The organism is Streptomyces sp. NPDC048258, from assembly GCF_043201995.1.
In the GTDB taxonomy this organism is placed as follows: Bacteria; Actinomycetota; Actinomycetes; order Streptomycetales; family Streptomycetaceae; genus Streptomyces.
On the sequence record NZ_JBICZH010000016.1, the window covers coordinates 1 to 23,328 of the forward strand.

Sequence of the window (23,328 nt, forward strand, 5' to 3'; positions counted from 1 at the left end):
CCAACCCGTTCCATACGGCGTCATCCCCCCTGAGCCTGTGACTGAAGGGATTGTTTCACGGGGCCGACAGCGTCTCCGCAGGGCGGCATTCTGAAACGATCAGTAAGGCGATACGTCTCAGGCGGCCGGCGTACTCCTGGGCAGGGCGATCCGCGGCAAGCGTGCGTGCGGGGCGTCAGCCATTGGAAGCAGGTCGCACCGGTGTAGACCGAGGTGGGGCCTCGCCCGTGCGGGTGAGACCTGGCCTCAACTCGGGGCAGGCACAGCCTTCGGGTTGGCCGTTCCTCTAGCGTGCGGCTGTGGAAAGCATGCTGGCCTAGATCCCAGGTGCGTGAGCACGCAAGACGACGGAGGCGTGTTGACACCTCTGACCCGGATTTCGCTGGACGGCGGAGGCTGCGTTCTGGTCGAGCAGCAGGACGAGCGGGTGGGGCCGGTGGAGGCCGGCCGGATCAGCGACGCCGTACGCGAGCTGCCAGTGACGCTGGAAGGAGCCCTGGAGCCGGTCACGAAGGCCGCCCGTGCCATCTTTGGCCAGCTACGCAAGGCCCATCCCGATCAGATCACCGTCGAGTTCGACGTCGACCTGCCCTGGAAGGGCCGATCCGATCACCCTCACGCAGACACGAGTCACGAGTAGGGGCTGACCGGGTGAGCAGCGCTGAGAAGGAACTGGGTGAGGGCAACGCATCGGACCTGCTCGCCGCCGTTGTTCAGGTCCTCCGGCCGGACGGAGGCGTGGCCGGGGTGGGGTTCCTGGTGGCCGACGGGGTCGTGGTCACCTGCGCGCATGTCGTCGAAGCGGCTGGAGGCGGCCCGGAGGCTGTGGTGCAGCTGGCCTTCCCCCACGTGAGGGGTGCGGACCGGGTAGAGGGGTCGGTCACCGGCCACCTGTGGCGTGCCAGTGAGGACGAGGACGTGGCCTTCATCCGGCTGAGCCGGATGCCGGCAGATGCACGGACGCTGCCGTTGGGCTCTGCGGAGGGGTGCCGGGGCCACCATGTGCGCTCGTTCGGATTCCCCGCGCAGGCTCCGCCCGAAGGGCACTTCGGCTTCGGTGTGGCCGGCGATCTGCTGCCGGGCTCGGGCGGCAGGAGCGCGCACCTGCAGCTCACCGCGGCCAACGATCTCACTACCGGGTTCAGCGGCGGGCCCGTGCTCGACGAGGTGACCGGCCTGGTCATCGGCATGGTCACGGAGATCGCCGCGCCCGACGAGTTCGAACGGGGGCAGGGCGTCGCGTATGTCACTCCGACACAGGTACTGCGGGAGATCCTGCCGGAGCTGGCGGAACGGGGGGTGTGCCCGTACCGGGGGCTGGAGCCGTTCACGGCGGAGCACGCTCGGTGGTTCCAGGGCCGGCAGGAGGCGGTACGCCAGGTCGTGACGAACCTGGCACAGCAGCGGCGGCTGACGCTGCTGCTCGGGCCGTCGGGGTCGGGCAAGTCCTCGCTGATCCAGGCGGGGGTGCTGCGGGCACTGGCGGAGGAGGAGTTGCCGGGGAGTGACCGCTGGCTGGTGATGCTTGCACGGCCGAGACAGGACCTGGCCGCGGAAATCGAACGGGCGGGGCTGCCGACGGCCGTCACCGACGGGATCGCCGGGGCGGTCACCCGACGGCTGGCGGCCGAGCCCGCCCATCAACGCATCCTGTTGATCATCGACCAGTTCGAAGAGCTCTTCATCCAGACGGTCGACGGTCACCCGCGGAACCGTCTGGCCGTCGCGGACCAGATCGCCGAAGCGGTCGATTCGCATGCCGAACTCAGCGTGATCCTGGTCATGCGGGACGACTTCTATCCCCAGCTGGCCGCCTTGGCGCCCAGGCTGCTGAAAGCAGCAACGCCAGGGCTCCTCAACGTTCCCGGCACCTTGAACCAGCGGGACCTGGACGACATCATCGCCCTCCCCGCCCGGGACGTGGGTCTCCGCTTCCAACCAGGGCTGCCGGAGCGGATCGTCACCGACGTCCTGGCGACCAATCCCGAGGAAGCGTCCGCCAGACAGGCGCCCGTGACTGTGCTCCCCCTGCTGGAGCTGACGCTCAGCCAGCTCTGGCTCCGCCGCCAGGACGGCTACCTCACCCATGAGGCCTACCGTCGCCTCGGAGCAGTCAGCGGAAGCCTGACCACCTGGTGCGACAGCGCCCTCAACGAACTGCCCTCCGAGCAACGGCTCACCGCGCGACGCATCCTGACCTCACTGGTGCGTCCCGCCGACCGCAGCCGCCGCATCCCGGCCGTCCGCGCCCAAGTCCCCCTCGACGAACTGCGCGACCTAGCGGCGGGCCCCGACGATGCACCCGACCGGGACGTCGACACCGTCATGGCCGCCCTCGCTCGTCGTCGCATCATCACCACCCAGACGCTGCGCGACCCCCAACACCCCGGTGCCCCTCCCGGCGAACCAGTGGCCGAACTGATCCATGATGCGCTCATCCGTGACTGGGGAGCACTCAGCGAGTGGGTCAGGCAGGATCACCGATTCCATGACTGGCTCGACCGAATCCGTGAACGGCATGCCAGCTATGCCGCGAAAGGCGATCCAGGAGACCTGCTCGGGGGAACAGCGCTCGCGGAAGGGCTGGAGTGGGCCCGGCAACGCCGACTGCCGGCCGACATCTCCGCCTTTCTTACCGCGAGCAAGCAGCGGCAACAGGCGGTCATCCGGCGTACCAGGCGCCTGAACACGACCCTTGCGACACTGCTGGCCCTCATGCTCCTCGCAATGCTCGCCGGAGGAGCCGCGTTCTTGCAATGGCGGGCGGCGGACGCCCAGCGGCAAGCAGAAGTATCCCGGCAGTTTGCCATCCGGTCTGAGACCCTCATTGATGCCAACCCTGAACTCGCTTCGCTGCTGGCCGTCAAGGCATACCGAACCAGCAGTACTCCCGAGTCCATCGCAAGTCTGCAAACCGCTGCGTCTCGCTCACTGCGTCGACCTTTGACCGGCCATTCCGACGCAGTGGATTCGGTGATGTTCAGCCCCGATGGACGCACTCTCGCCACCGCCGGCAGCGACCGCACCGTTCGACTGTGGGACGTCGCCACAGGTAGGGCCCGCGTCGTTCTGCCCAAGCAAGCAGGCGCAGTGCTGTCAGTGGTCTTCAGCCCCGACGGACGGACTCTCGCCACCGCCGGCAACGACGGCACCGTACAGCTCTGGGACGTCGCCACAGGCAAGGCCCACGTCGTCCTGCTCAAACAAGCAGACGCAGTGCAGTCAGTGGCGTTCAGCCCTGACGGACACGCCCTCGCCACCGCCAGCACTGACCGCACCGTGCGACTGTGGGAAGTCAGCAGTGGCAGGACCCGCGTCGTCCTGACCGGGCACACGGACGCGGTGCAGTCAGTGGCGTTCAGCCCCGACGGACAAACCCTCGCCACCGCCGGCACCGACCGCACAGTACAGCTGTGGAACACCGCCACAGGCGAGCCCCGCACCACGCGCCTTGTCGGGCACACGGACGCGGTGCAGTCAGTGGCGTTCAGCCCCGACGGACAAACCCTCGCCACCGCCAGCACCGACAAGACTGCCCGCCTATGGGACGTGGCCACCGGCATGTCCCGTGCCACCCCATTCCGGCACGCGGACACAGTGTTGTCGGTTGCCTTCAGCCCCGACGGACAAACCCTCGCCACCGCCAGCGCCGACCGCACCGTACAACTGCGGGACGTCCTCCTCAACCAACCCTCCGCGGCAATCCAGAAGATCTGCCGCACAGTCAAACGCGACTTCACCCCAGAAGAACGAAAGACATACCTTCCACACCATTCAGGGCCCGTTTGCCCAACCTCTGATAGCGTTTCGTGAACTCGGATCTGAACCGAACAGAGGTCGCGGCACGACTCCGGTCGGTCCCTCAGCCGTCCCCACCGTCGGCGACGTGTTCACCCCGACCGGGCCCCAGCCCGCTCCGACACCACGCGCGCTGGACACCGCCGAAGTACCCGAGCACGCACAGTCCTACGCCCGGGCCGCCCGCCGCGCCGTCGACGCGGGCTTCGACGGTGTGGAACTGCACGGCGCCAACGGCTACCTGATCTCGCAGTTCCTCTCATCCAACGCCAACCTGCGCACGGACCGCTACGGCGGCTCGATCGCCCATCGGATCCGGTTCGCCGTCGAAGCGGCCGCCGTCACTGTCGAGGCCGTCGGCGGGGACAGGACCGGCATCCGGCTCTCACCGGGCGGAAGGTTCTGGGGAGTCGAGGAGACCGACGTCCGCGAGCTCTACACCGTGCTGCTGACCGAACTGCGGTATCCGCGAGCTCATCCGCTCGCTGGACCGCCATGCCGACCGACGCGTCTTCCTGCGCTACGCGGACCCCGAACCCCACCTGCGGCTACGCCTGCGCGGCAACCCCTCCGTGCTCGTCCCCGCACTCAGCGACTGGGCCGGCACCCTCCTCGCCGACGGCCACGTCTCGCGGTTCACGTTCGACGTCTACGATCGTGAGGTCGAACGCTACGGCGGCCTCATCGGGATGGACGTCACCGAACAGCTGTACTCCGCCGACAGCTCCGCCGTTCTCGACCTGCTCTCCCTCGACCTCGCCGGGGAGTCTCGGCTCGACAGGACGGGCCTGGCCCTGCTCACCATTGACGACCTGTTGACCGGGCTCGGCCTGAGCGAAGCCGAGAGGCTCCGCTTCTACCACCGGGAGACTCCCCAGCGACGGCTCGCGGGCGCGGAGTACCGCACCCGCAAGGCGGAATTCTGTGACCTGCTGCGCAGACCACCTCCTCGTCCCATTGGCGACGTCCTCACCCAGCGTCGTCCTCACCTGGCAGACGTCGCCGACCGGCTCGCCGATCTGAAACGCCGCCGGCAACTCGGCAAGACGCTGCCCGAGCTGTGCCACAGCTACGTACACCTGCACTGCAACCGCCTCCTGGGCACGGACCGTGCTGCCGAGAACACGGCGTTGGAACTGCTCTACCGCACCCGCCACAGCCTGGCTTCAGGAGCCTGAACCCCGATTCTGGGTGGCCGGGTGGTGAGGGGGCACACAGGATGCCGACCGATTGTGATGGCCTGTCACATATGCCGCTGACCTGGGGGCTTCGCGGTCAGCACAAAGCCGGCACCGTTCGATGACGCCGCCGGTTTGCCGGTGACCGAGGCGCTTCGCGGCGCCTCAGACCGGGCCGACCGGGCCGACCGGGCCGACCGGGCCACGATGGACCGCTGCCCATCACGTTCAACGTCAAGCTGAGGGCCACGACATCAAGGACGAGGACGTCGCCCGGCTCTCCCCACTCAAGGACCGGCACATCAACTTCCTGGGCCGCTACCTGTTCAACATCAAGGCCAGCGGCCCCGGCCAGGGCCTGCGCCCCTTCCGGGATCCGGACGCCGTCGAGGACGACGAGGACTGACGGCCGGCACACCCCCCGTTCCGAGCACGAGCTCAACCGGACGGCGTGACCGAGGACCACACGCCGAACCACTGCTCGGCGCCGTACTCCTCGAACCGCTCCACCTCGGTGAACCCCAGCTTTTCCGCGAGACGCATCGAGCTGTTGTTGGCGGTCTGGGTGCAGAGCACAACCGGCTCGCCGGGAAGCGCGTCGGCGAACCAGTCGAGTGCCGCTGCGCACGCCTCGGCGGCGTACCCGCGTCCCCACGCTTCCGGCAGGAACATGTAACCGAGCTCGGCCTCCCTGGCATCCGGAAGGACGTGACCCGGACGCTCGGCGTCACGTCGGTCGAACGAGACCGTGCCGATCATCGCTCCGTCAACATCGATCACGAAAACACCGGGGCGGCGCCCAGGTACTTCAGGCACCGCGCGTTCGAGCTCATCACGCGGTCGAGGGCCACCGAGGTAGGTGCGCACCTCTGGCGATGCGAACAGCTCGATGAACGCCGCACGGTCTCGGGCCGCGGACTGGCGGAGCACGAGCCGCTCGGTCTTTATCGGGGCAGGTGGCCAGACGACGGGTCCAAGCTCAGTCATGGTGGGCAACCTCTTCCGGGCCCAGGACGCCAAGCTCGACTTCCTCGAAGACGCGTGACCACCAGGAGTCTTCGTCCTCGAAACCGCTCGGATCGCTTTGCCGGGCCCGCTCAATGACGTCTTCGATGTAGTCCTCGTAGTCGTCGTCCGCTTCGCTTCTTCCCGAGTAGGCGAACGCCTCCCACACCCCCAGGACCTGCTGCAGACCCGCAACCGAGGAGTTGACCAAGCCGTACTGCTGGTCCCCATCGGCTTCATAGCCGCGGACCATCCAGACTTCACCGCTGTCGATCAGCAGCCAGTACGTGTTGCCGCCGTCCTCGAACGCTCCGAGGAACGCAGCCCGGCCCTGCGGAAGATCGCGGACTTCCAGCTCCCGAGCCGAGTCCCTCACGAACATGCGATGGCAGTCGACCGGCAACCCTCGCTCGCCCAGCGCAGACACCGCCTCGCCGCCGACAGCCAGGCGTGCGAGAGAACCCGCGTCATACGGCAGCCACAGCATGGTCGGCAACCGACAACCTCCACTATGCGATCCATCCACCCGGCCTGATCCTCTCAGACCTCGTGGACGACCCATCGGACAGGGCCTGGGCAGCGTCTTGTCGATCACTTGTCGAGCCAGATGAGGGTGCTGGCGAGGGTGATCGCTGCCTGGTATCGGTCGGGGTGTCTGTCGTAGCGGGTGGCGATGCCGCGCCATTGCTTGAGGCGGTGGAAGCAGCGTTCGACGACGTTGCGGCGCCGGTAGACGGCCTTGCCGAAGAGGCAGGGCCGTTCCCGACGCCTGGCCCGGCCCTCGAGTTGGTCGACCCGTTCGGGGAAGGTGGCCTTGATGCCGCGCCAGCGGAGGTATGCGCGGAAGGTGCGGGACGAGTAGCCCTTGTCCGCGATGACCCGCTCTTGCCGCAGGCGGGGGCGTCCGGGGCCGCCGCCCGCGACGCGGATGAGGCCGGTGACACTCTCGGCCTGGGTGCAGTCGTTGCGTGTGCCCGCGGTCGGCCCTACTGGCGTCGGCAGCCCCCCACGGAGTCTGCGGCTTTCCGCCGCTGCCCCCAGGCCAGGGCGACAGCCAAGCGGCGCCCGACCAGTACATACCTGGCCGGGCGACGCGCCTTAGCTTTCCTCGGCTCACACCCGGGGCTCCGGTCCCCTGCAAGAAGTTCAGGGACCGGCCTGGGAGGGCGCCCAGGTCGCGCGCGTGGGAGGCGGTGGGGTGGGTGCGTCCATCTCTGTCCTGTGACAGTGAAATTTGCCCATTGTCAGCGGAGCTTGACCGCAATGTCGCTGCTACCCGATCCATCGACCCGGCCTCCGAGTGATCGCGGTCCAGCCCACATGATGAGGCGATACCGAAGGGTGCGACCATCCTCGGATGCGAGCGATCGATGAGCTGGTCAATGTGGACGGTCCGGCGTGGCCGGAGCTTCAGGGGATTGTCGGGGCGAGCTCCGTTCCGGTTCAAGTGCTGCCCGGCGACATCGACGAGGGCCGCCGATGCCTTCTGCAGATGCAGGTCAGCGCGCGATCGGCGCTGGGTGCTCTGGCGTTGAACACCGGCGGATTGCTCGTGGACAACGGGTGGGTGCGAGTGTTCGGCGGGGGTTCGGGTCCGGTCGCGGATGGGCGACTCCCGAGTCTGGCGCAGGTCAACCGTTTCCCCATGGACTTCGACCCTGGCTGGCATCCCGCGACAGGTCTTGTCGTCGGCCACGACGTCGTCGGAGGAGTCTTCGCGTTGAACGGTGGCGATCCCGCGGCTGCGGGCCGTCCTGGGGCACCTGGCCAGATGACGTACTTCGCTCCCGACACTCTGGCGTGGGAGGCAATGGAGATGGGCCACTCCGAGTGGGTCTCCTGGCTGCTCTCGGGCAGGCTGGAGACGTTCTATGACGGAATGCGCTGGCCCGGCTGGCGTGAGGAGTCCGCGGCCCTGGCCTTCGGGCAGGGTGTTTCCGTGTATCCGTTCCTGTGGTCCGAGGAAGCGCACGCCGATCTCGCGGCCACGAGTCGGCGGCCTGTGCCGATGCGCGAGGTGCTCGGAGTCGCCGCGGACTTCGCCCGGCAGATGGGGCCGTCCGATCCTGGATTCCTGGGCGACGTGTGACTGGATTCGCTGCCGCTCCTGGTGCCTGTGTCAGCGAACTCTGAGCGCGTGCCATCGGATGGTCGCGAAGCCCTGGGATCTCGTAGAGGTCAGGCGCTCCACCACTGATCAGTGCCGCAGCCGACTTCGTAGTGCCACCATCCTTGCTCTTGCCCCTGAGTCAGGAGTGCCTTGATCCCGGCGAAGTCCGCGTCGGCCGGTGCGGTGAAGGCCACCATGGGGAAGTCCTCGCTGAAGACCTCACCTCCGAGCCCGAACGATGAAAGGCGCTGATGCACTGCCTGGGGGCTGCGTCCCAGGGGGCCGGCAGGGACGGGCACAACTCGAATCGTGCAGCTGCCGGAGGAACTGACACGCCCGACAGCAACTGAGACGGTCCTGGCCTCTCGGACGGCGCCGCCTACTCCCAGTACTCCTCCTCGTATTCCCGATCCGGCTCCTCGTACGGGCTCGGGTCCGTGACCCAGCCGGCGGCGAGGACGAGGCGGGAGGTGCGGTGTACGGCCATGAAGCCGAATGGCCGGTGGAAGCGCACGTTCGCGTGGCGGGCGCGGTAGCGGCATCGGGGTGGGCCGGCCCCCACCGCCATGGCGAGAGCGGTTACCGCAACGGCCTCGAACCCCCGTGCGTGGAAGCGCGCGAGCGCCGACTGCCGCGCCGAGCCGACGGCCAGGGGGGCGGAGCTGATCCCGGGGAAGTGGCCGGCCCGGGTGTCCGAGGCGGCTTCCAGGCCGAACAGCCGGGCCTGGTCCAGGAGGTCGTGCTCCGCCCGGACCTCGAAGGCGGGTGTCGAGACGCTGAGGCAGGGCCGGGGCGACGCGGAGGGCACCGTGCGGATGGTCAGGCCGGGGCCCGGGTCTCCAACGGGGAGCAGGCTCGCGCCTGTAGACGGACGGGCCCTGGTGGCGGCCTGGATCCCGGTCGACAGGACCGCTCCCGGCGGGGCGCCGGGCTCGCCCAGGACGAGGTGGACGTCGACCCCGGTGTCCCCGACCACCTCCAGCAGCGTGACCGGACCTGCGGGTCCGTGCGCCACTTTGACCCGATCCAGCAGGGACGTGGTGCGGTGCAGCATGACCAGATGCCGGCCGGCCCACGGCCCCTCGTCCGCTTCGTGGGGGAATTCCCGGAACGGCTGGATCCACTTCAGCCGCAGCGTGAGCGCGGATGCCAGTACCAGCCTGATCTCGTCCGGGTCCTCCGGAAGCTTGACTGGCATGCGGTCGATGAGGTCGTCCGTCCGCTCGGCAGCCCACGCGTCCAGCGTCTTGTGGTCGGCGTCCGGGTTGCCGGTCAGCGTTCCCCGGGCACCCTCGGGGAGCCTGGTCAGCCAGGCCGGATCCAGGGGGAGGTCGGCCTTGGACCACAGGCCCGTCGCCGCCCGCAGGCCCCGTACGCCGGCCAGCGCGGCCAGCAGTTCCCGCGCGGCCCCAGACGCTTCTTCGGCGGGTATGCCGAGAGCCTCCGCCAGCTCCGCGCGGGCCGTGCCGCCGCTCCGTCCGCGAGGAGGGCGAGCAGAGGCCAGACCCCGGCCGCGGTGAGGACCGTACCCCGGTTCCCGCCGCAGGCAACTGCGGCCCAGCGCGCCGCGAGCCGGTTGACCGCCCCTACCGTCGAGTTCTTCATGCCGGGAGCGTACGTGGTGGGCGCCGCTGGGCCGGACGGTTTTCCTTCGGCTTGGCGGCGCTGGCTCAGCGGCCGCGCAAGCCCTCCCCGAAGGCGGTGGGCAGCTCACCGTCGGCCGAAGTGGTGGCCTGCACTTCTGAGCACGGGCGGCAGCTGATCGAGCAGTACAAGGCCCGGCCGTTCGTGGAGCCCGAGCTGTGGGCGGGCAAGATCGGCCGGGCCGGCACAATAGGTGCATGGGGCCGCCCCCCCCGCCCTCGCTCGGGAACAGTTCGACGAACGCGGGCATATAGCCGGGTCGATGTCACCTGGGCAGCCTTGACCAAGATGCCGTACGGCATTTTGATCGTCGGCCCCACATACCCCATGAGCCCCAGCAATGCCGTTCGCTGAACGGTCACCGCAACCGGTCAGCGAACGCGGCCCAAGCCCGGAGCCGGGGCAGTCGGTCTGTGAACTGGCCTTTGGGGGATCAGAAGCAGGTACTGAGCTTGTTCTTCATGGTCTGACCTCGCAGGGCCGGGACAGGGCTTGACCTCAAGTGAGGTTCAGGTTGGAGGCTTCTTCGTGTGCCGCTGGCCGTACGGCAGCGCAGCACTTCACACGTTGGAGGAAGTCTCATGTCGAGCAATGCCGTTCCGAATTCCGGCCCCGCTGTGCCCGCCGCACCCTCGGTCCACCGTTCCGGCCTCACCTGGTGGAAGGTGCTAGTCGCCGGCGCGGTCGGCGCGGCCGTAGTCAATCTGATCGTTCTTGCCGTCGCCAAGCTGGCCGGTGCCTCGCTCATCGTCGTCGACGGCAGCGAAGAGCACCCGATCACGGTCGGGGGCGTCATCGGCGCCTCCGTCGTCCCGCTGGTCGTCGGGACGGGCGCTGCCCTCTTGATGGGCCTGTGGAAGCCGGTCTTCCTGCGGATCGCGCAGTACGTGGGCGGTGGGCTGGCACTGTTGTCGGTTGCCGGCCCGCTGTCGTCCGGCGCCGACGGCGGCACCGTCGCAGCCCTGTCCCTCATGCACATCACCCTCGGCGTGGCGGTCGTCACCACCCTGAAGCTCCACCGCCGCCACCATTGAGCTGTTCTTCATTGGTCTGACCGCGAACGATGCCCACCGCTCCGCCTGGATCGACCACGACGGCGACCTCCCCCTTATCGAGGGCATGTTGATCCGGCTGGAGGTCGACCACCTGCCGGGCGGCGGGGAACCGCTGCCGGTCTGGCTGTGGTCCTCGAAAAATCGGCATGACCGGTGCCGACGTGGACCTGCGCTGGCAGGCGTTCCTGCGCAGATTCGACGAGCTGGGGGTGGGCGGTTGCCGAAGGCCTCCGCCGCCCCTGGGCGAAGCCCGCCCCGCCCGGCCGGCTCACACCGGCTCGGGTTCGACGCGGGTTCCGGAACCTCCGTGCTCACCTGCCATGCCCAGCCCGTGCACCGAAACCGAACCGGCCCGGCCCGGCCCCGGCAGACCTCTCGGCTCGAAGAACCAGCGACCCGCCACCCGCTACGACGTCGGCAAAACCGTGAAACGACCCGATGCCCTCATCGAACGGGACCATCCCAGACCATAAAGAACAAGGTGGGTGTCGAGCTGGTACAGGACGTGGGCGCGGGGCCGTTTCAGCTGCCGGGGGTGCCGTGCAACCGGAACACCGGGGCCCTCCTGGCCGCCGAGCTTCACCGCGCGCTCCGGTCGGTCGTGTCACTCTCCGTCGAGCAGGCTCCGTACCTCCGCGGCCTGCGGCGCACCAAGCTCGGTGTAGAGGTCCCGGGCCCGTACAAGGTACGGCCTCGCTGCCGCATCCTGACCCCGGCTCAGCTTGAGTCTGCCCAGCTCCAGGTTGGCGCGGGCTTCGCCGGAGGGATCCCCGATCTCCTGGTAGGTCCTGCGCGCTTCCTTGAACTTGCTGTCCGCCAGATCGAATGCGCCTCGTACGGCGTCGAGTGCGCCCAGCTCGATCTTCGTCCACGCACCGCCTCGGCGGTTTCGCATGCGCTCGTACCTCTGGAGCGCCTCCTCACCGTAACCGAATGCAGTGCGGGTCTCCCCCAACGCGCGGTGCAGGGAGCACAATTCGACCTCCGCGTCCGCGATGTTGCGCTGACTTTCCAATGCCTCGAATTCCCGCAGCGCATCCTCCAGCAGGGTACGGGCCTCGTCGTACTGACCGCGGATCCTCTTCAGGATCCCGATTTCGCGCCGGGCCCAGGCGCAGCCGTTCCCGTCCTGCAACCTGGTGTTGATGCGTAACGCAGCGTTGAACCGCGCCTCAGCCCTGCGCAGTTTTCCGGTCAGCCTGTCGATGACGCCGAGTTCGATGAGAATCCATGCCTCGTTGCGATGGTTCTGTATCCGACGGTAGAGGGTCAGGGCCTCTCTGAGGTGTTCCCGTGCTTCTCGGTAGTTGCCCGTCGCCCTTTTGATCAACCCGAGAACCCCCAGACCGTTCGCCGTCCCGCGCGGTTGGCCCTCGCTTTGGTGGAGCTCGACGGCACGAGCCATCGTTTCGCGTGCGGAGGTGTAATGGGACAGGTGGTACTGGTTCATGCCTACTTCGGCGGCGGCATACGCCTGGTTGCATCGGTCACCCAGCCGGATGAAGGCCTCTGTCGCTTCTTCGGCCTGCTCCAGAGCCTCGCCGTACTCTCCCGATACACGATGCAGGGCCGCCAACTGCGCCTGACAGTGAGCCTTGCCGGCCTCGTCCGACGCCGGTGCGAACCGCAGCGCGGCTTCGTTGAGTCCTATCGCCTGGTGGATGTTCCGCTTCTTCACGCGCATGTAGTAGGCGAGCCCGGCCGTCAGTCGCCAACTCTCCGGCCAGGCGTTGTCGATGGCCAGGCGTGCCACCGACCGCAGGTCCTCGAAGTAGCGATGCAGCCACTGCAGTGCCTGTTCCTCGTTCATGGTCGCCTGGGGTTCCCCGAGGTGGAGTGGGGCGTGGATGCCATCGTTGGCCCGTACCAGCTGGTCTGCCGCCCATGTGAACAGCCGCTCGCGGGCCTGGGCGCACGTTCCGTCCCGGAGGTTGCACTCCCGGTGTGCCAGCGATCGCACCAGGTCGTGCAGACCGTATCCGTGTGGATCGGGCCTGAGGATCAGTCCATGCTCATGCAGCAGGGCAAGAGCGCCTTCCGCTTCCGGGAGGGACACATCGGCCAGGACCGCGGCGATCTCGGCGGTGACGTGTGGTCCTGGATGGAGTGCCATCCGCCGGAAGACCAGGTGATCCACCGGCGCCAGCGCTTCGATCGCCGCCAGCATGGGTTCGGTACCTGCACTGCTGACGGGGATGGGCGGCTCGGCGCGAAGGGCGATCGGTGTCCGCTCCGCCACAATCCGGTCGGCGATGTGCCGGATGGTCAGGGGCAGGCGGTACTGGGCGGCCACCACCGCGTCGATCACTGTGTCGTCGACAGTGCGGGAGCCTCGGCGCAGGATGGCGGTGACGACCGACCTGGCGCCGTCTTCGCTCAGGGCGTCGACCTCGATGTGCACGTCCGCGTCGAGGCCCGTCAGCATGGTCCGGCTGGTGACGATGACCATCGAGCGGGGGGATCCCGGAAGAAGGGGGTCCACCTGGTCGGCTCGGTTCACGTCGTCGAGGACGATGAGGAACGGTCTGTTGTTGGCGGTGTTCAGCCATTGGCTGGTCATGCTGCGCGGATCGAATTGCGTGGTTCCCGCAGCGGCGCCGACGGCGGCCAGCAGGGCGGCCAGGGCGTCTTCCACGAGGAGTCGACCGGCCTCCGGAGCATTGCTGCGGTACCCGACGAAGAGCTGACCGCTCGGATAGCGCACGGCAAGGCGGTGGGCCGCCTGCACGGCAAGTTCCGTCTTGCCGCTCCCCGGAGGGCCCGTAACAAGGCAAACCAGGGGCCGTGGCCCCGCTGCGGGTGGCTGGGCGTTCAGGATTCGGCCAAGCTCACTCTCGCGGTCGGCGAACACCGCGGTCCCCGGAGGGAGTGTGCTCGGGCCGCCGCTGTGGCCGTCGGGAACCTCGACCTGGGCGGAGTCGTCTGCGGGAGAACCGCTGCCCGGCACCAGTGCGGCGCCCACGGCCCCGAGGGAGACCAAGAGGAGCAGCGCCCCGAAGAGCCACCAGTTCCAGGTGGAGGTGATCAGGTTGGTCACCACGCCCACGCCGGCCCCGAGGACTGGCCCGGAAGCCAGTATCAAGACCTCACGTCGTCGCCTGGCGAGGCTTGTCGTCATCGACCCCCCACTGTCGCTGAGCGAAGAGACATGCCCGTACGCACACGGTTTCACTCCTCGACCGCTCGCATGCGTCGAAGGGAGCTGAAGACGGCCTGGGCAGCTGAGGACGAACAGTTGTGGGCGGCGGACTTCGACCAAGCGCACGCCTGGGTCGGCCGGACGGGCAACAACATGCCTGTCGGCGGCGCCTATCCCTACGCCTCCAGCCGCAGCAGGGTGGTAGTCGCCCACCGGGCTCGTCAGCGACCCGATGCGCCACCTGACGGCGCGACGTGCAGCCGTAGACTCGCGCGCCATGGAAGAGATTCTCAAGCTCGGCGAGATCAGCTGCCCGTCCGGGAACCTGATCGTCATCGACGGTGGCCATCTTGGATTGTGGAGCGGGGAGCGGTCCCCGGCGGAGATCGATCCCGCTGCACTTGGCATTGATGACGGCGCCGTGGCTGCCGATGTCATCGACGCAGTTGACTTCGCAGTAGTCGGCCCAGACGCTGCGACAGCAGCCCGCAGCTTCGACCGGCAGCCAGGCGCCATGCTCCACGACATCCCGGCTTCAGGAACCGCAGAACTCGCGACCACGTTCGACGAGCACTGCCGGACAACCGGTCTGGATGCCCATCTGGAGGCGTTGCCGAGTCGCGAGTCACATGCCCATCGGGTGCGTCGCACTGTTGATGGAGGCGGTGGCAGCTTCTTGATGTTCGGGGTGCCCGTCGTCGCAGTGGGCGGCGTGCCCAGAGACCGGTACCTGCCGGTACAGGCTTCTCGGGCCGATTTCGGCGACGGCATCGGATCGCGTTGGTCGGAGGTGTCGATTCGGATGCGGGACACCGTGGTGGAGTCGTCCGTACCGCTAGGTGACATCCGTGTCGACTGGGCCCGGGTGCTCTTCGGCGATGCCGATGCCTTGAACGCCTGGCAGCACGACGAGCCCGTGGACGGCTTGGCCGACGTCGCGTTCTGGGGCGCTGCAGCGGATGAAGCCGCCGCATTGTTCGCGGCACCTGAACTGGGCGAGCCTGGCGAGGACGGGATTCGCGGATGGACCGGGTTGGCCGTCCCCGAGGCGATCGACAAGACCCGTGCGCTGCTGAGGTGGAAGGAAGAGACGGGACGTCGCATGGCGGTGGACTTCCGGCCGCACTCCCATCACTGGCAGGTCATGCGCCAGGTCCGCGCTTCCGAAGCCGAAGCTGGAACCGTGGATGTCGGCGATGCCCGACTGCTCTGCACGATGACGAGTTGGGGCGACGGATACTTCCCCGTGTTCGCTGACCTGGACGTATCTGGCGACCTTGTCGCGGTCCGAGTGAGGTTCCGCACCGTCCTCGAGTAGCCCGGCCGACCTCGGATAGATCAACCCCCTGCACGATGAGCGTGCTCTGTCGCTGATGTTGTGATGATCAGCCGTCGAAGCGGAGCCAGTCAATGGGGAGGTCGGCCAGTGGGTTCAAAGCGCTTCGGTGGGTGGCCCCGGCCCAGACGTCGAATTCTTCGCCGTCCTCGCTGCTGACACGCATCACCAGGCCGGGTGCCACGTAGAAGTGCGTGGGAACCCAGGGCCAGAAGGGACGCAGTGGCGCGAGGTGGAGGGCTCGGGTGATCTGCTCGACCTGTAGTGCGGTGAGTCTGCGGGGCAGGGCCAGGTAGTCGGCGCCCATGGAAGCCTCGAAGAGGGAGAACTGGATCAGAAAGCCGCTGAGCGGTTCCTGTTCGGCGATCGGTTCCTCATCGAACTCACCGAACCAGACCGTCGGATCGACCTCCGGTTCGTCGAGCGTCCAGAGGAGCGACCAGAAGAAACCTCCTTGGCTTTCGTCGCCGAAGATGCGCATCTCCCCGCGAAGGTCAGTGTGCAGGCGGGTCTCGGGCAGGATTCTGTTCTGGACTCCGAGGACGCCCGGCCGCCGCTCCGCGAGCCGGTACAACTGCCTCAGCCCATCGGGCAGGTAGGACGCAGTGCGGGTCGTGGGAGGTCCGGCCTCTTCGGTATCCGCCTCGGTGGGGGCCGGGTACCAGCCGGTGATGAACTCCTTCAGTGCTGCCGCCCTGTCGCCGTTCACATGCCTGAGCCAATCCAGGCCCGGCAGGTCCTCTGGAGGGCGCGGTGGACGCACTCGGTCGAGGAAGTCCCTGCTCAGCGGGGATTCAAGGCGCAGTTCGCAGTCGGTCAGAACGCCGTCGGACACGCTGGCGCGGCTTATCCGGCCGATGCCCAGGTAGAGAACCTCTTCCTCCATGCCGACCGCGATGTGGATCGGAGACGAACCCTCGTCCCCGCTGCAGGGCGACCCCATGAGTCGCTCTGCGACGGGCGCCGGTGCGGGCCCGATCAGACGGACCTCCTCCGCGTTCCACACACCGCTCAGGCCAGGGCGGTCTCCCGCTTTCACGATGATCACCATTCCGGCTGGGCCGATGACGACGACTGCACCACCCACCATGTAGCGCCCGGCTATCGCCGAGCCGCCGACGAGCACCGGTATGCGCCCGTCATCGAACAACGGCGCCGGAATCAGGCAGGGACCTTGATCAGTCATCCCTGCATCATCCTCGACCACCACCGGTCACCCCCAATGGCTACCCCGACTCCGACCTGTACAGCGCCTCCTCGAAGTCCGGCTTGCCTGCCCGGACATCACCCGGGCCTGCGATCTCGCCCGGGCCTTCACCGACCTGGTCCGCAACCGCCGCGGATGCTTCCTGCTCGAATGGATCCGCCGAGCCGAGCAAGATGCTCCGAAACCGATGGGCGGCTTCGCAGGGTTCCTCCGCCAGGACCTCGACGCCGCCGAGCGTCGTTCCGACTTCTCCGGATACGCATCCTCAACCAGGTGTGAGCATCTGCCCGGGCGAGATCAGCACGCCCAGCTGTCGTGTCCGGGCGGGAGCTCTCCCCGAAGAAGGCTGATGAAGGCGCGACCACACGCCAGCAGGGGGTCGGTGGGCTGGTCCCTGAAGAACGGCTCATCGCCGGCCGTGCCGAAGGAGTTCACGAGATCCTTCGGGATGGCCGGGGCCCATGCGAGCAGTCGCTGCAGGGCGCGCTCCGAGAGGTGGAGCGCGAGCGCGACGCGATCGGAGTCCGTTCCGAGGCGCTCGTCCAGACATGACGAGACGCATCCCACGAAGCCGGTCGTGGCCTGTATCTCCCAGTCGTCGCAGGCGCGGGCCAACCACGCCGGAGCGTCAGCGACCGCCCTTGCTTCCTGCGCCAAGAGGTACAGCCATATCTCGGCTTGGAAGTCGCGGACCCAGAACCCGGAGTCGCGGTAGTACATGTTCGAGGTGGCCACGCCGCGAGTAGACCACGCAGGCGCAGGGGGCCACCACGGAATTCCGGTCAGAGCCGAGTCCGGCGAACGGCTGCCGTCGGTCAGCCGGGGCTGCCCGCTCGTTCAGTGTCCGGACCCCGCCCAGCCCGTCCGCACTTATCCGGGGTGCCTGAGCTGGATCGGCGGTTCACAGCCTTGATCACCGTCAAGGCATATGAGGCATACGGAGGGGGAGAGTCGGAGTGTGCCGATGGCCACGCCCGCCCCCGCGGTCACCGTCCCTCGATCCGGCCACGATGATCGCAGACGCGGCGGCGTTCAGCGCGGAATCGCCCAACCCGGCGCCCAGGTCCCGGCGGCGTCGTGGCCGGCCGCTGTGGCGGCGAGGTGGGCGGCCGCTGTGGCGGCGAGGTGGGCGCGGAGGGTGGTCAGCGCCGGGTGGGGGTTGTCGCGGTGCCAGAGGAACGAGTGCGGGTAGACGGGCGTCGGGTCGGTCACCGGGATGCGGCGCAGGCCGTGGCCGGCGGGCCAGACGAGGCGGGTCTGCTCGCCCATGAAGGTAGCCAGGGCCCGGGTGTCGGCGATGGTGTCGAGGAGCGCGTCGGAGCCGAAGTTGGGGCCGGTCGCCTCGATGGTCAGGCCGAACTCGGCGGCGAGGTCGTCATAGTAGGCGGCCCACTCGGTACCGGGGACGATGCCGGGCATCCAGATCCGGTGCCCGGCGAGCTGAGCGAGGGGCACCGACCGGGCGCCCGCCAACGCGTGGGCGGGGCCGGTGAGGAGCTGGAGCGGCTCGTCGAGCACTCGGACGGACTCGATGTCCTCGGGAAGGGGCCGGCCGGGCGCGGCGACGGCGCGGAAGGATGCGTCGATCGCACCGGACCGGATGGCGGCGACCGCCGTCTCGATGTCGAACAACATCACCACGTCGAGCTCGATCTCGGGGTGTGCGCGGTGGAAGCCGCGCATCAGGCCCGACGGAGCGACGCGCGAGGCGATCACGTCGACGCGTAGCGGACGGCGGCCGGGGCGCACGGACGCCACCGCGCGGTCGGCGACGCGCAGCAGCTCGCGCGCGTGGGGCAGGAACGCCTGCCCGTCGATGGTGAGCTCGGCGCCGCGCGCGGTGCGGGTGAACAGCCGCACGCCGAGGTTGCGCTCCAGCGCGGCGATGCGCTTGGAGACGGCCTGCTGGGTGACCGCCAGCTCGGCGGCGGCCTCCTGGAACTGCCCCGCGTCGGCGGCGACGACGAAGGTCCGGACGGTGTCGAGGTCCATGCCAACACCCTACGGGTACAACCGCTGGTTGTGGCTGGGCGGACCTGTGGTTGTTTGACCCCCGGGTAAGGCGCTCGCTTTGATGCTTCCGATCGCGGATCGGTTGTGCGGGTGAGTGGCGAGGGGCGGTGGGCATGGGCAGCGGGCACCGGCTGGGACATCTGCTCGGACATCGGCTGGGGCAGCGGTTCGGGTGGCTCTGGGGAGCGTACGGAACCAGCGCGCTCGGCACGTGGCTCGCCTTCGGCGCGTTCCCGCTGATCGCCATCCAGGTGCTGCACGCCGGACCGGCCGAGGTCGCCGTGCTCTCCTCCGTGGGGGCCGCGGTGGGCGCGGCCGTGGCGATGCCGCTCGGCCCGTGGGTGGAGTTCCGCCGCAAGCGGCCGGTGCTGATCGCGATGGACCTGGTGCGGTTCGCGGCGCTGCTGACGATCCCCATCGCGTTCGCGCTCGACGTGCTCACCTTCCTTCAGCTCCTGCTGGTCTCGGTCGCCGTCGCGGCGGCCGACATCACCTTCCGCGCCGCCTCCGGTGCGTACCTGAAGACGCTGCTGCCGGCCGAGGACCTGCTCGTCGCCAACGCCCGGTTCGAGTCCACGGCCTGGACGACCACGATCATCGGGCCGCCGCTGGGCGGTGCGGCGATCGGGCTCCTCGGTCCGGTGGCGACGGTGGTGGCCGACGCGGTCAGCTACCTGCTCTCGGCCCTGGGCATCCGCGCGATGGGCGGGCACGAGCCGCTGCCCGAGCGCCGGGAGGCCGCGCGCATGCGGGCTCGGGACCTGCTCGACGGTTGGCGGTACATCCTCGCCGACGCGACGCTGCGCCCGCTGTTCTTCAACACCGCCTTGTTCAACGGCCTGGTGATGGCCGCCCAGCCGCTGCTGGCCGTCCTGATGCTCGGCCGGCTCGGGTTCGCACCGTGGCAGTACGGCCTCGCCTTCGCCGCGCCCGCGATCGGCGGGCTGCTCGGTTCGCGGCTGGCCCGACCGCTCGTCACCCGGTTCGGGCAGCACCAGGTCCTGGTCATGGCCGGGGCGCTGCGGGCGATCTGGCCCGTCGGCCTGGCCTTCCTGGGGCCGGGCACCGGCGGGCTGCTGCTGGCGATGGGCGTCGAGCTCGGACTCATCTTCTGCTGCGGGGTCTTCAACCCCGTCTGCGCCACCTACCGCCTCGAGCGCACCGCGACCGACCGGGTCGCCCGCGCCCTGTCCGCCTGGGCGGTAACGACCAAGGCCTCGACCGCGCTCCTGACGGCCGTCTGGGGCGTGCTGGGCGTCCTGCTCGGCCCGCGTACGGCCATCGGCCTGGCCGGCGTGCTCCTGCTGGCGACCCCGCTGCTGCTCCCCCGCCGCTCGGCAGCGCACGTCTCCGAGCCGGAACCGGCACCGAACCGCACCTGACGGGCCGCTACGGCCGTCACCGCGATCGGGCTGCACCGAGCGAGGCCTGCCGGCCGGAACCGCCCTTCTTCGAAGCGACATCGTGGCTCACGTGCCCAATGTGCTTCAACAGCCCCCAGATACTTGGGAGGCACCTACGGCGCAAGCCCACCCGCCTCACACACCTGAAGCCTTATGGCGGCCCCGGACAACAAGGGCGCCTTCGGCTGCCTCGCTCACGCGCTGCGCTAAGCGCACGCTGGACCGGCCACCACGGCCCGGGTGCCGCCCTGGCTATCGGGCGGCCCCCCTTGTGGCGCCCATCCGCAAGTCAGCGCGGGTCTACCTGGGGAATCAGGCCGAGCCGCTCTGCTCCCCACCCCGAGCACAGGGTGGGGAGGTTCAGCGCCGCGCAAATCGCGACGGTCGGTGAGAACGCCCAGGGGCGGTGCGCTGGTGGCAATCCGTCAGCGGGCGATATGCCTCAGGCAGGGCGTTCGGCGGCGAGCCGCTCCAGTACTTCCATATCTGGTACGTCGAGGGCCGGTATCCGCAGGCGCTGGAAAGGGAATCCGTATGCGCCGGCCTCGCGGTCGCGGAACTCCATGCGCAGATACGCACCGAGCTCCTCTTCGTCGACGCTGGTGTGGACAAAGCTGTAGCGCAGCACAGTGATGTCCTCCCACGGTATGTGGGTGCCCTGGTAGTGCAGCCCGTCCCGGACAGCGGTCACGGGACCGAACTCCACCTGGCCTCCTGCCGCCAGGGTGGCTTTGGCCTTGGCCAGCTGTGCTTGGGTCACGCGAGTGTGGATGTGTGCCAGCAGCGGCCAGATGGAGGAAGGGGGGCGGTCGGCGATCTGACCCGTGCGGAAGACGGCCCCCGGGGTGGTGACCGGTGGGTCGGCCAGTCGGGAGGTCACGACGGTGTCGTCGGCGAAGTCCAGCCGCTGAATGTAGACCCACTGCGTGACGACCGCGTCGCCCTCGGTGTGGTGCCCCTCGATGTCACACGTGAGTGACCTCGGCCCAGGGATACGCCCGAGGGGCGAGGGCCGCATGCCCGTCGCCGCCATCGTCCGCGGCCAGCAGGAGCCCCCTGTCGAGCACGGAGAGCGTCACCGTCAGTGGTCCGTCGGAGTCGTTGATCTGCCCGGCCAGCATCCCGTGCACGGGATTGGCACAGCAGTTCCCGCACCGCGGGGGTCCACACGCGCCAGGGCCTGAGGATGGTCTCGCCCTCACGACGCACCGTCGACAGGCCGCCACGCATCGATTCACCGTCCTGGATCATGACGGAATCCTAGTGAGCGGCGGAGACCCGGCCCCGCGGAGCGGGTCCAGGCGCGCGATCCGCTCGGGTGGCTCCGGCAGGTCAACGGACTTGCATCACTCAGCAGACGGTCCCGCAGACAGGACCGCCACGGCCGCGAAACGGCTGACGAAGGCGGCGGACCACAAGCCGATCGGCGCCCTGGTCGGTTCCTGACCACGGCTTGCGCGGCAGAGTCGGCGTCGAGCGCCAGGTTACTCGCGGGCCTGAGCGTTCACTGTGGGATGCGCGTCACCGCTGTCCGCGCCCAGGCCCGCGAGCAGGCGCAGCCCGTCCTCGGTCGGGCTGGCGGGGGCCGCGGACAGCACCAGCAGCTCCATGCCCGATTCGCCCGGTAGTGCGAAGTTCTCCTGGTGCAGTTCCAGCAGTCCGACCAGCGGGTGCCGGTACGCCTTGCGTCCATGTGTCCGGGCACGCACGTCCGCGCGGGCCCAGAGGCGGCGGAAGCGCTCGCTGCCCATCGCCAGCTCGCCGATGAGCGAGGCGAGGCGGGCGTCCTCGGGATATTTGCCGGCGGCCAGGCGCAAGTGCCCGACCACATCGAGGGTGCATTGCTCCCAGTCCGCGTAGAGGCCGCGCTCGGCCTCCTCAAGGAAGATGTGCCGGGCGGTGTTCAGGCCCGGCATCGGCCGGCCGTAGAGGAGCCCGGCGAGGCGGTTCCCGGCGAGCACGTCCAGGCGGTGGTCCATGATCAGCGCGGGTGCGTCGGCGACCAGGTCGAGGACGCGCAGCAGCTCCGGCCGGATCCGCCCGCCCGGCGCCTTCGCGCGGCGGCGGCGCTGCCGGGCGAGCCGGTACAGGTGCCCGCGTTCGGTCTCGTCGAGGCCGAGGACGCGGGCGAGCGCGTCGAGGACCTGCTCGGAGGGCTGGGTCGCGCGGCCCTGCTCCAGACGTACGTAGTAGTCGACGCTGACTCCGGACAGGTGCGCGACCTCTTCGCGGCGCAGCCCTTCGACCCGGCGGCGGCTGTCGGTGGGGATGCCGACGGCCGCCGGTTCGACCCGGGAACGCCGGGTCCGCAGGAAGCCCGCAAGATCGGCACGCGGCCGGAGCCCAAAAAGAGGGGGCCCTGGACCGGTGAGGCACTCGGGCGGTCCCGCGGCGGACTGACCACAAAGATCCACCAAGGCGTACTCCTCACGCGTCATTCGCGACCACGTGAGCAAGCGCGGCACCCGAGCGGTGATCCCCCTCCGGCGGACCGGTTTTCGGGGCCACCGACTGCGTCGAGGCAGCCGCGGTGGCCGGCCCCGGCCTTCGACCGCGAAGCATACAAGCAGCGCAACTCGGTCGAGCGGTGTATCAACCGCTTGAAGCAGTGGCGCGGCATCGCCACCCGCCAGGAGAAGACCACGACCACCTACCTGGCCGGACTCCACGTCGCAGGGCATCTTTCTCTGGTCCGCGAGATGAAGCCGTTCTATGACGAGACCGTCTCTTCCCAGCACGTTCGCAGTTGTGCCTGCAGGTCCGGAACGGATGCTGCGTCGCAGGACATGACGACTACGAGCCTGCTGAGGTCAATGCCCTCGGGCCGCTGTGTGGAGGACCACCGCTGTCCTGCCCGTAGAAGAGTCCCGAAGAGCAGCCGCCGCCCGGCGGCATCGCCCAACAGCGCCTCATCCGCGGCCTCGACGATCAGTACGTAGTGGTCCGCGGGCAGCCACTCCAGGTCACGCAGACAGTCGGAGAGGGCATTCCAGTTCCACCCGAAGTAATCCGGCAGCTTCAGTCCGTCGTAGAACTGCTGGAAGACGGAGTCCGTGTCGCGCATCTCCCGGCCGTCGAGCCGCGCTACGTACGTTCTGCCGGTCATGGGAAGGAGCAGATCGACAGGCAGGGCGCCTTGCTCCGGAACGACGTGTACCCAGGGCACGATGTGCACCGCCATCCTCCCTCCGGTGATCCAGGGCGTCCATCACCGTCAGAGCCGGTGACGGCAGCAAGCTGCAAAGTCTAGATCCAAACCAGACGGCGTAGGCGACGGCGGCGTCGCGTTCGTCCAGCAGCGTCTCCCAGACCTCTCTCACGGTGGGGAGTTGACCGGCGTGAGTGGCGGCGTACGTGTTCAGGATGGCGGGACCGGCTGCCCTTGGCTGTACCGACGATGGGGGCGCGTTGTTTGGGGCGGCGGCGTGGGTGAAACCCGG

At 68.8% G+C, this 23,328-nt stretch carries 19 protein-coding genes and 5 pseudogenes; 11 read left to right on the forward strand and 13 right to left on the reverse strand.

The features are described 5' to 3' along the window. Window positions 1-331 precede the first annotated feature (331 nt). The 5 genes and pseudogenes from ACGFYQ_RS29795 to ACGFYQ_RS29815 all read left to right on the forward strand — a co-directional run. Window positions 332-640: a CU044_2847 family protein gene (locus ACGFYQ_RS29795; protein WP_393749234.1), complete on the forward strand. Its 309-nt coding sequence runs from the start codon at window positions 332-334 to the stop codon at window positions 638-640. Window positions 641-651: 11 nt separating this feature from the next. Beyond that, complete coding sequence (locus ACGFYQ_RS29800) at window positions 652-3,813, forward strand: trypsin-like peptidase domain-containing protein (protein WP_393749236.1); 3,162 nt, start codon at window positions 652-654, stop codon at window positions 3,811-3,813. 28 nt (window positions 3,814-3,841) lie between these two features. Further along, window positions 3,842-4,258 (forward strand): annotated as a pseudogene (locus ACGFYQ_RS29805) (alkene reductase); the annotation flags it as partial. 16 nt (window positions 4,259-4,274) lie between these two features. Beyond that, window positions 4,275-4,976, forward strand: coding sequence for a thiopeptide-type bacteriocin biosynthesis protein (locus ACGFYQ_RS29810; RefSeq protein WP_393749419.1), 702 nt, complete (start codon window positions 4,275-4,277; stop codon window positions 4,974-4,976). Between the two features lie 229 nt (window positions 4,977-5,205). Continuing rightward, window positions 5,206-5,382, forward strand: a pseudogene (locus ACGFYQ_RS29815) (Tn3 family transposase); the annotation flags it as partial. Between the two features lie 32 nt (window positions 5,383-5,414). Here ACGFYQ_RS29815 and ACGFYQ_RS29820 read toward each other — a convergent pair. From ACGFYQ_RS29820 to ACGFYQ_RS29830, 3 genes are all read right to left on the reverse strand, one after another. Next, window positions 5,415-5,963, reverse strand: coding sequence for a GNAT family N-acetyltransferase (locus ACGFYQ_RS29820; RefSeq protein WP_393749238.1), 549 nt, complete (start codon window positions 5,961-5,963; stop codon window positions 5,415-5,417). Beyond that, complete coding sequence (locus ACGFYQ_RS29825; protein ID WP_393749420.1) at window positions 5,956-6,468, reverse strand: SUKH-4 family immunity protein; 513 nt, start codon at window positions 6,466-6,468, stop codon at window positions 5,956-5,958. The genes ACGFYQ_RS29820 and ACGFYQ_RS29825 overlap by 8 nt, the downstream gene beginning before the upstream one ends. A 104-nt stretch (window positions 6,469-6,572) precedes the next feature. Next, a complete protein-coding gene (locus ACGFYQ_RS29830; RefSeq protein WP_393749421.1) occupies window positions 6,573-7,022 on the reverse strand; it encodes a transposase in 450 nt (149 codons plus the stop codon). Window positions 7,023-7,338: 316 nt separating this feature from the next. Here ACGFYQ_RS29830 and ACGFYQ_RS29835 point away from each other — a divergent pair, with 316 nt between their 5' ends. Further along, entirely contained in the window at window positions 7,339-8,070 is a 732-nt protein-coding gene (locus ACGFYQ_RS29835; protein ID WP_393749241.1) for a DUF2625 family protein, read from the forward strand. 89 nt (window positions 8,071-8,159) lie between these two features. Here ACGFYQ_RS29835 and ACGFYQ_RS29840 read toward each other — a convergent pair. Further along, window positions 8,160-8,435: pseudogene (locus ACGFYQ_RS29840) on the reverse strand (DUF4265 domain-containing protein); the annotation flags it as partial. A 35-nt stretch (window positions 8,436-8,470) separates the two neighbouring features. After that, window positions 8,471-9,289, reverse strand: a complete 819-nt coding sequence (locus ACGFYQ_RS29845; protein ID WP_393749243.1) for a serpin family protein — start codon at window positions 9,287-9,289, stop codon at window positions 8,471-8,473. A gap of 1,027 nt (window positions 9,290-10,316) precedes the next feature. Here ACGFYQ_RS29845 and ACGFYQ_RS29850 point away from each other — a divergent pair. Next, complete coding sequence (locus tag ACGFYQ_RS29850) at window positions 10,317-10,769, forward strand: DUF6069 family protein (protein WP_393749245.1); 453 nt, start codon at window positions 10,317-10,319, stop codon at window positions 10,767-10,769. 37 nt (window positions 10,770-10,806) lie between these two features. Next, a pseudogene (locus tag ACGFYQ_RS29855) lies at window positions 10,807-11,263 on the forward strand (transposase); the annotation flags it as partial. A gap of 131 nt (window positions 11,264-11,394) precedes the next feature. On the opposite strand, the gene ACGFYQ_RS29860 reads toward ACGFYQ_RS29855, so the two are convergent. After that, complete coding sequence (locus ACGFYQ_RS29860) at window positions 11,395-13,827, reverse strand: tetratricopeptide repeat protein (RefSeq protein ID WP_393749247.1); 2,433 nt, start codon at window positions 13,825-13,827, stop codon at window positions 11,395-11,397. A gap of 379 nt (window positions 13,828-14,206) precedes the next feature. On the opposite strand from ACGFYQ_RS29860, the gene ACGFYQ_RS29865 reads away from it, so the two are divergent. Then, entirely contained in the window at window positions 14,207-15,247 is a 1,041-nt protein-coding gene (locus tag ACGFYQ_RS29865; protein WP_393749249.1) for a hypothetical protein, read from the forward strand. 67 nt (window positions 15,248-15,314) lie between these two features. On the opposite strand, the gene ACGFYQ_RS29870 is transcribed toward ACGFYQ_RS29865, so the two are convergent. The 3 genes from ACGFYQ_RS29870 to ACGFYQ_RS29880 form a co-directional block, all read right to left on the reverse strand. After that, entirely contained in the window at window positions 15,315-16,475 is a 1,161-nt protein-coding gene (locus ACGFYQ_RS29870; RefSeq protein ID WP_393749251.1) for a hypothetical protein, read from the reverse strand. Window positions 16,476-16,769: 294 nt separating this feature from the next. Beyond that, window positions 16,770-17,207, reverse strand: coding sequence for a hypothetical protein (locus ACGFYQ_RS29875; protein WP_393749253.1), 438 nt, complete (start codon window positions 17,205-17,207; stop codon window positions 16,770-16,772). A gap of 297 nt (window positions 17,208-17,504) precedes the next feature. Beyond that, window positions 17,505-18,464: a LysR family transcriptional regulator gene (locus tag ACGFYQ_RS29880; RefSeq protein WP_393749255.1), complete on the reverse strand. Its 960-nt coding sequence runs from the start codon at window positions 18,462-18,464 to the stop codon at window positions 17,505-17,507. Window positions 18,465-18,598: 134 nt separating this feature from the next. On the opposite strand from ACGFYQ_RS29880, the gene ACGFYQ_RS29885 reads away from it, so the two are divergent. After that, complete coding sequence (locus ACGFYQ_RS29885) at window positions 18,599-19,867, forward strand: MFS transporter (RefSeq protein WP_393749257.1); 1,269 nt, start codon at window positions 18,599-18,601, stop codon at window positions 19,865-19,867. A gap of 463 nt (window positions 19,868-20,330) precedes the next feature. Here the strand turns inward: ACGFYQ_RS29885 and ACGFYQ_RS29890 are convergent, their stop codons facing one another. The 3 genes from ACGFYQ_RS29890 to ACGFYQ_RS29900 all read right to left on the reverse strand — a co-directional run bounded on the left by ACGFYQ_RS29890 (window position 20,331) and on the right by ACGFYQ_RS29900 (window position 22,200). Continuing rightward, entirely contained in the window at window positions 20,331-20,768 is a 438-nt protein-coding gene (locus tag ACGFYQ_RS29890; protein WP_393749259.1) for a hypothetical protein, read from the reverse strand. Window positions 20,769-20,853: 85 nt separating this feature from the next. Then, a complete protein-coding gene (locus tag ACGFYQ_RS29895) occupies window positions 20,854-21,009 on the reverse strand; it encodes a hypothetical protein (RefSeq protein WP_393749261.1) in 156 nt (51 codons plus the stop codon). A gap of 363 nt (window positions 21,010-21,372) precedes the next feature. Further along, window positions 21,373-22,200, reverse strand: coding sequence for a helix-turn-helix transcriptional regulator (locus ACGFYQ_RS29900; RefSeq protein ID WP_393749422.1), 828 nt, complete (start codon window positions 22,198-22,200; stop codon window positions 21,373-21,375). A 14-nt stretch (window positions 22,201-22,214) separates the two neighbouring features. On the opposite strand from ACGFYQ_RS29900, the pseudogene ACGFYQ_RS29905 reads away from it, so the two are divergent. Beyond that, window positions 22,215-22,626 (forward strand): annotated as a pseudogene (locus ACGFYQ_RS29905) (IS5/IS1182 family transposase); the annotation flags it as partial. Here the strand turns inward: ACGFYQ_RS29905 and ACGFYQ_RS29910 are convergent. After that, on the reverse strand, window positions 22,599-23,069 hold the full coding sequence (locus ACGFYQ_RS29910) for a barstar family protein (RefSeq protein ID WP_393749263.1): 471 nt from the start codon (window positions 23,067-23,069) through the stop codon (window positions 22,599-22,601). The pseudogene ACGFYQ_RS29905 and the gene ACGFYQ_RS29910 sit on opposite strands and share 28 nt — an antisense overlap. Between the last annotated feature and the right edge of the window lie 259 nt (window positions 23,070-23,328).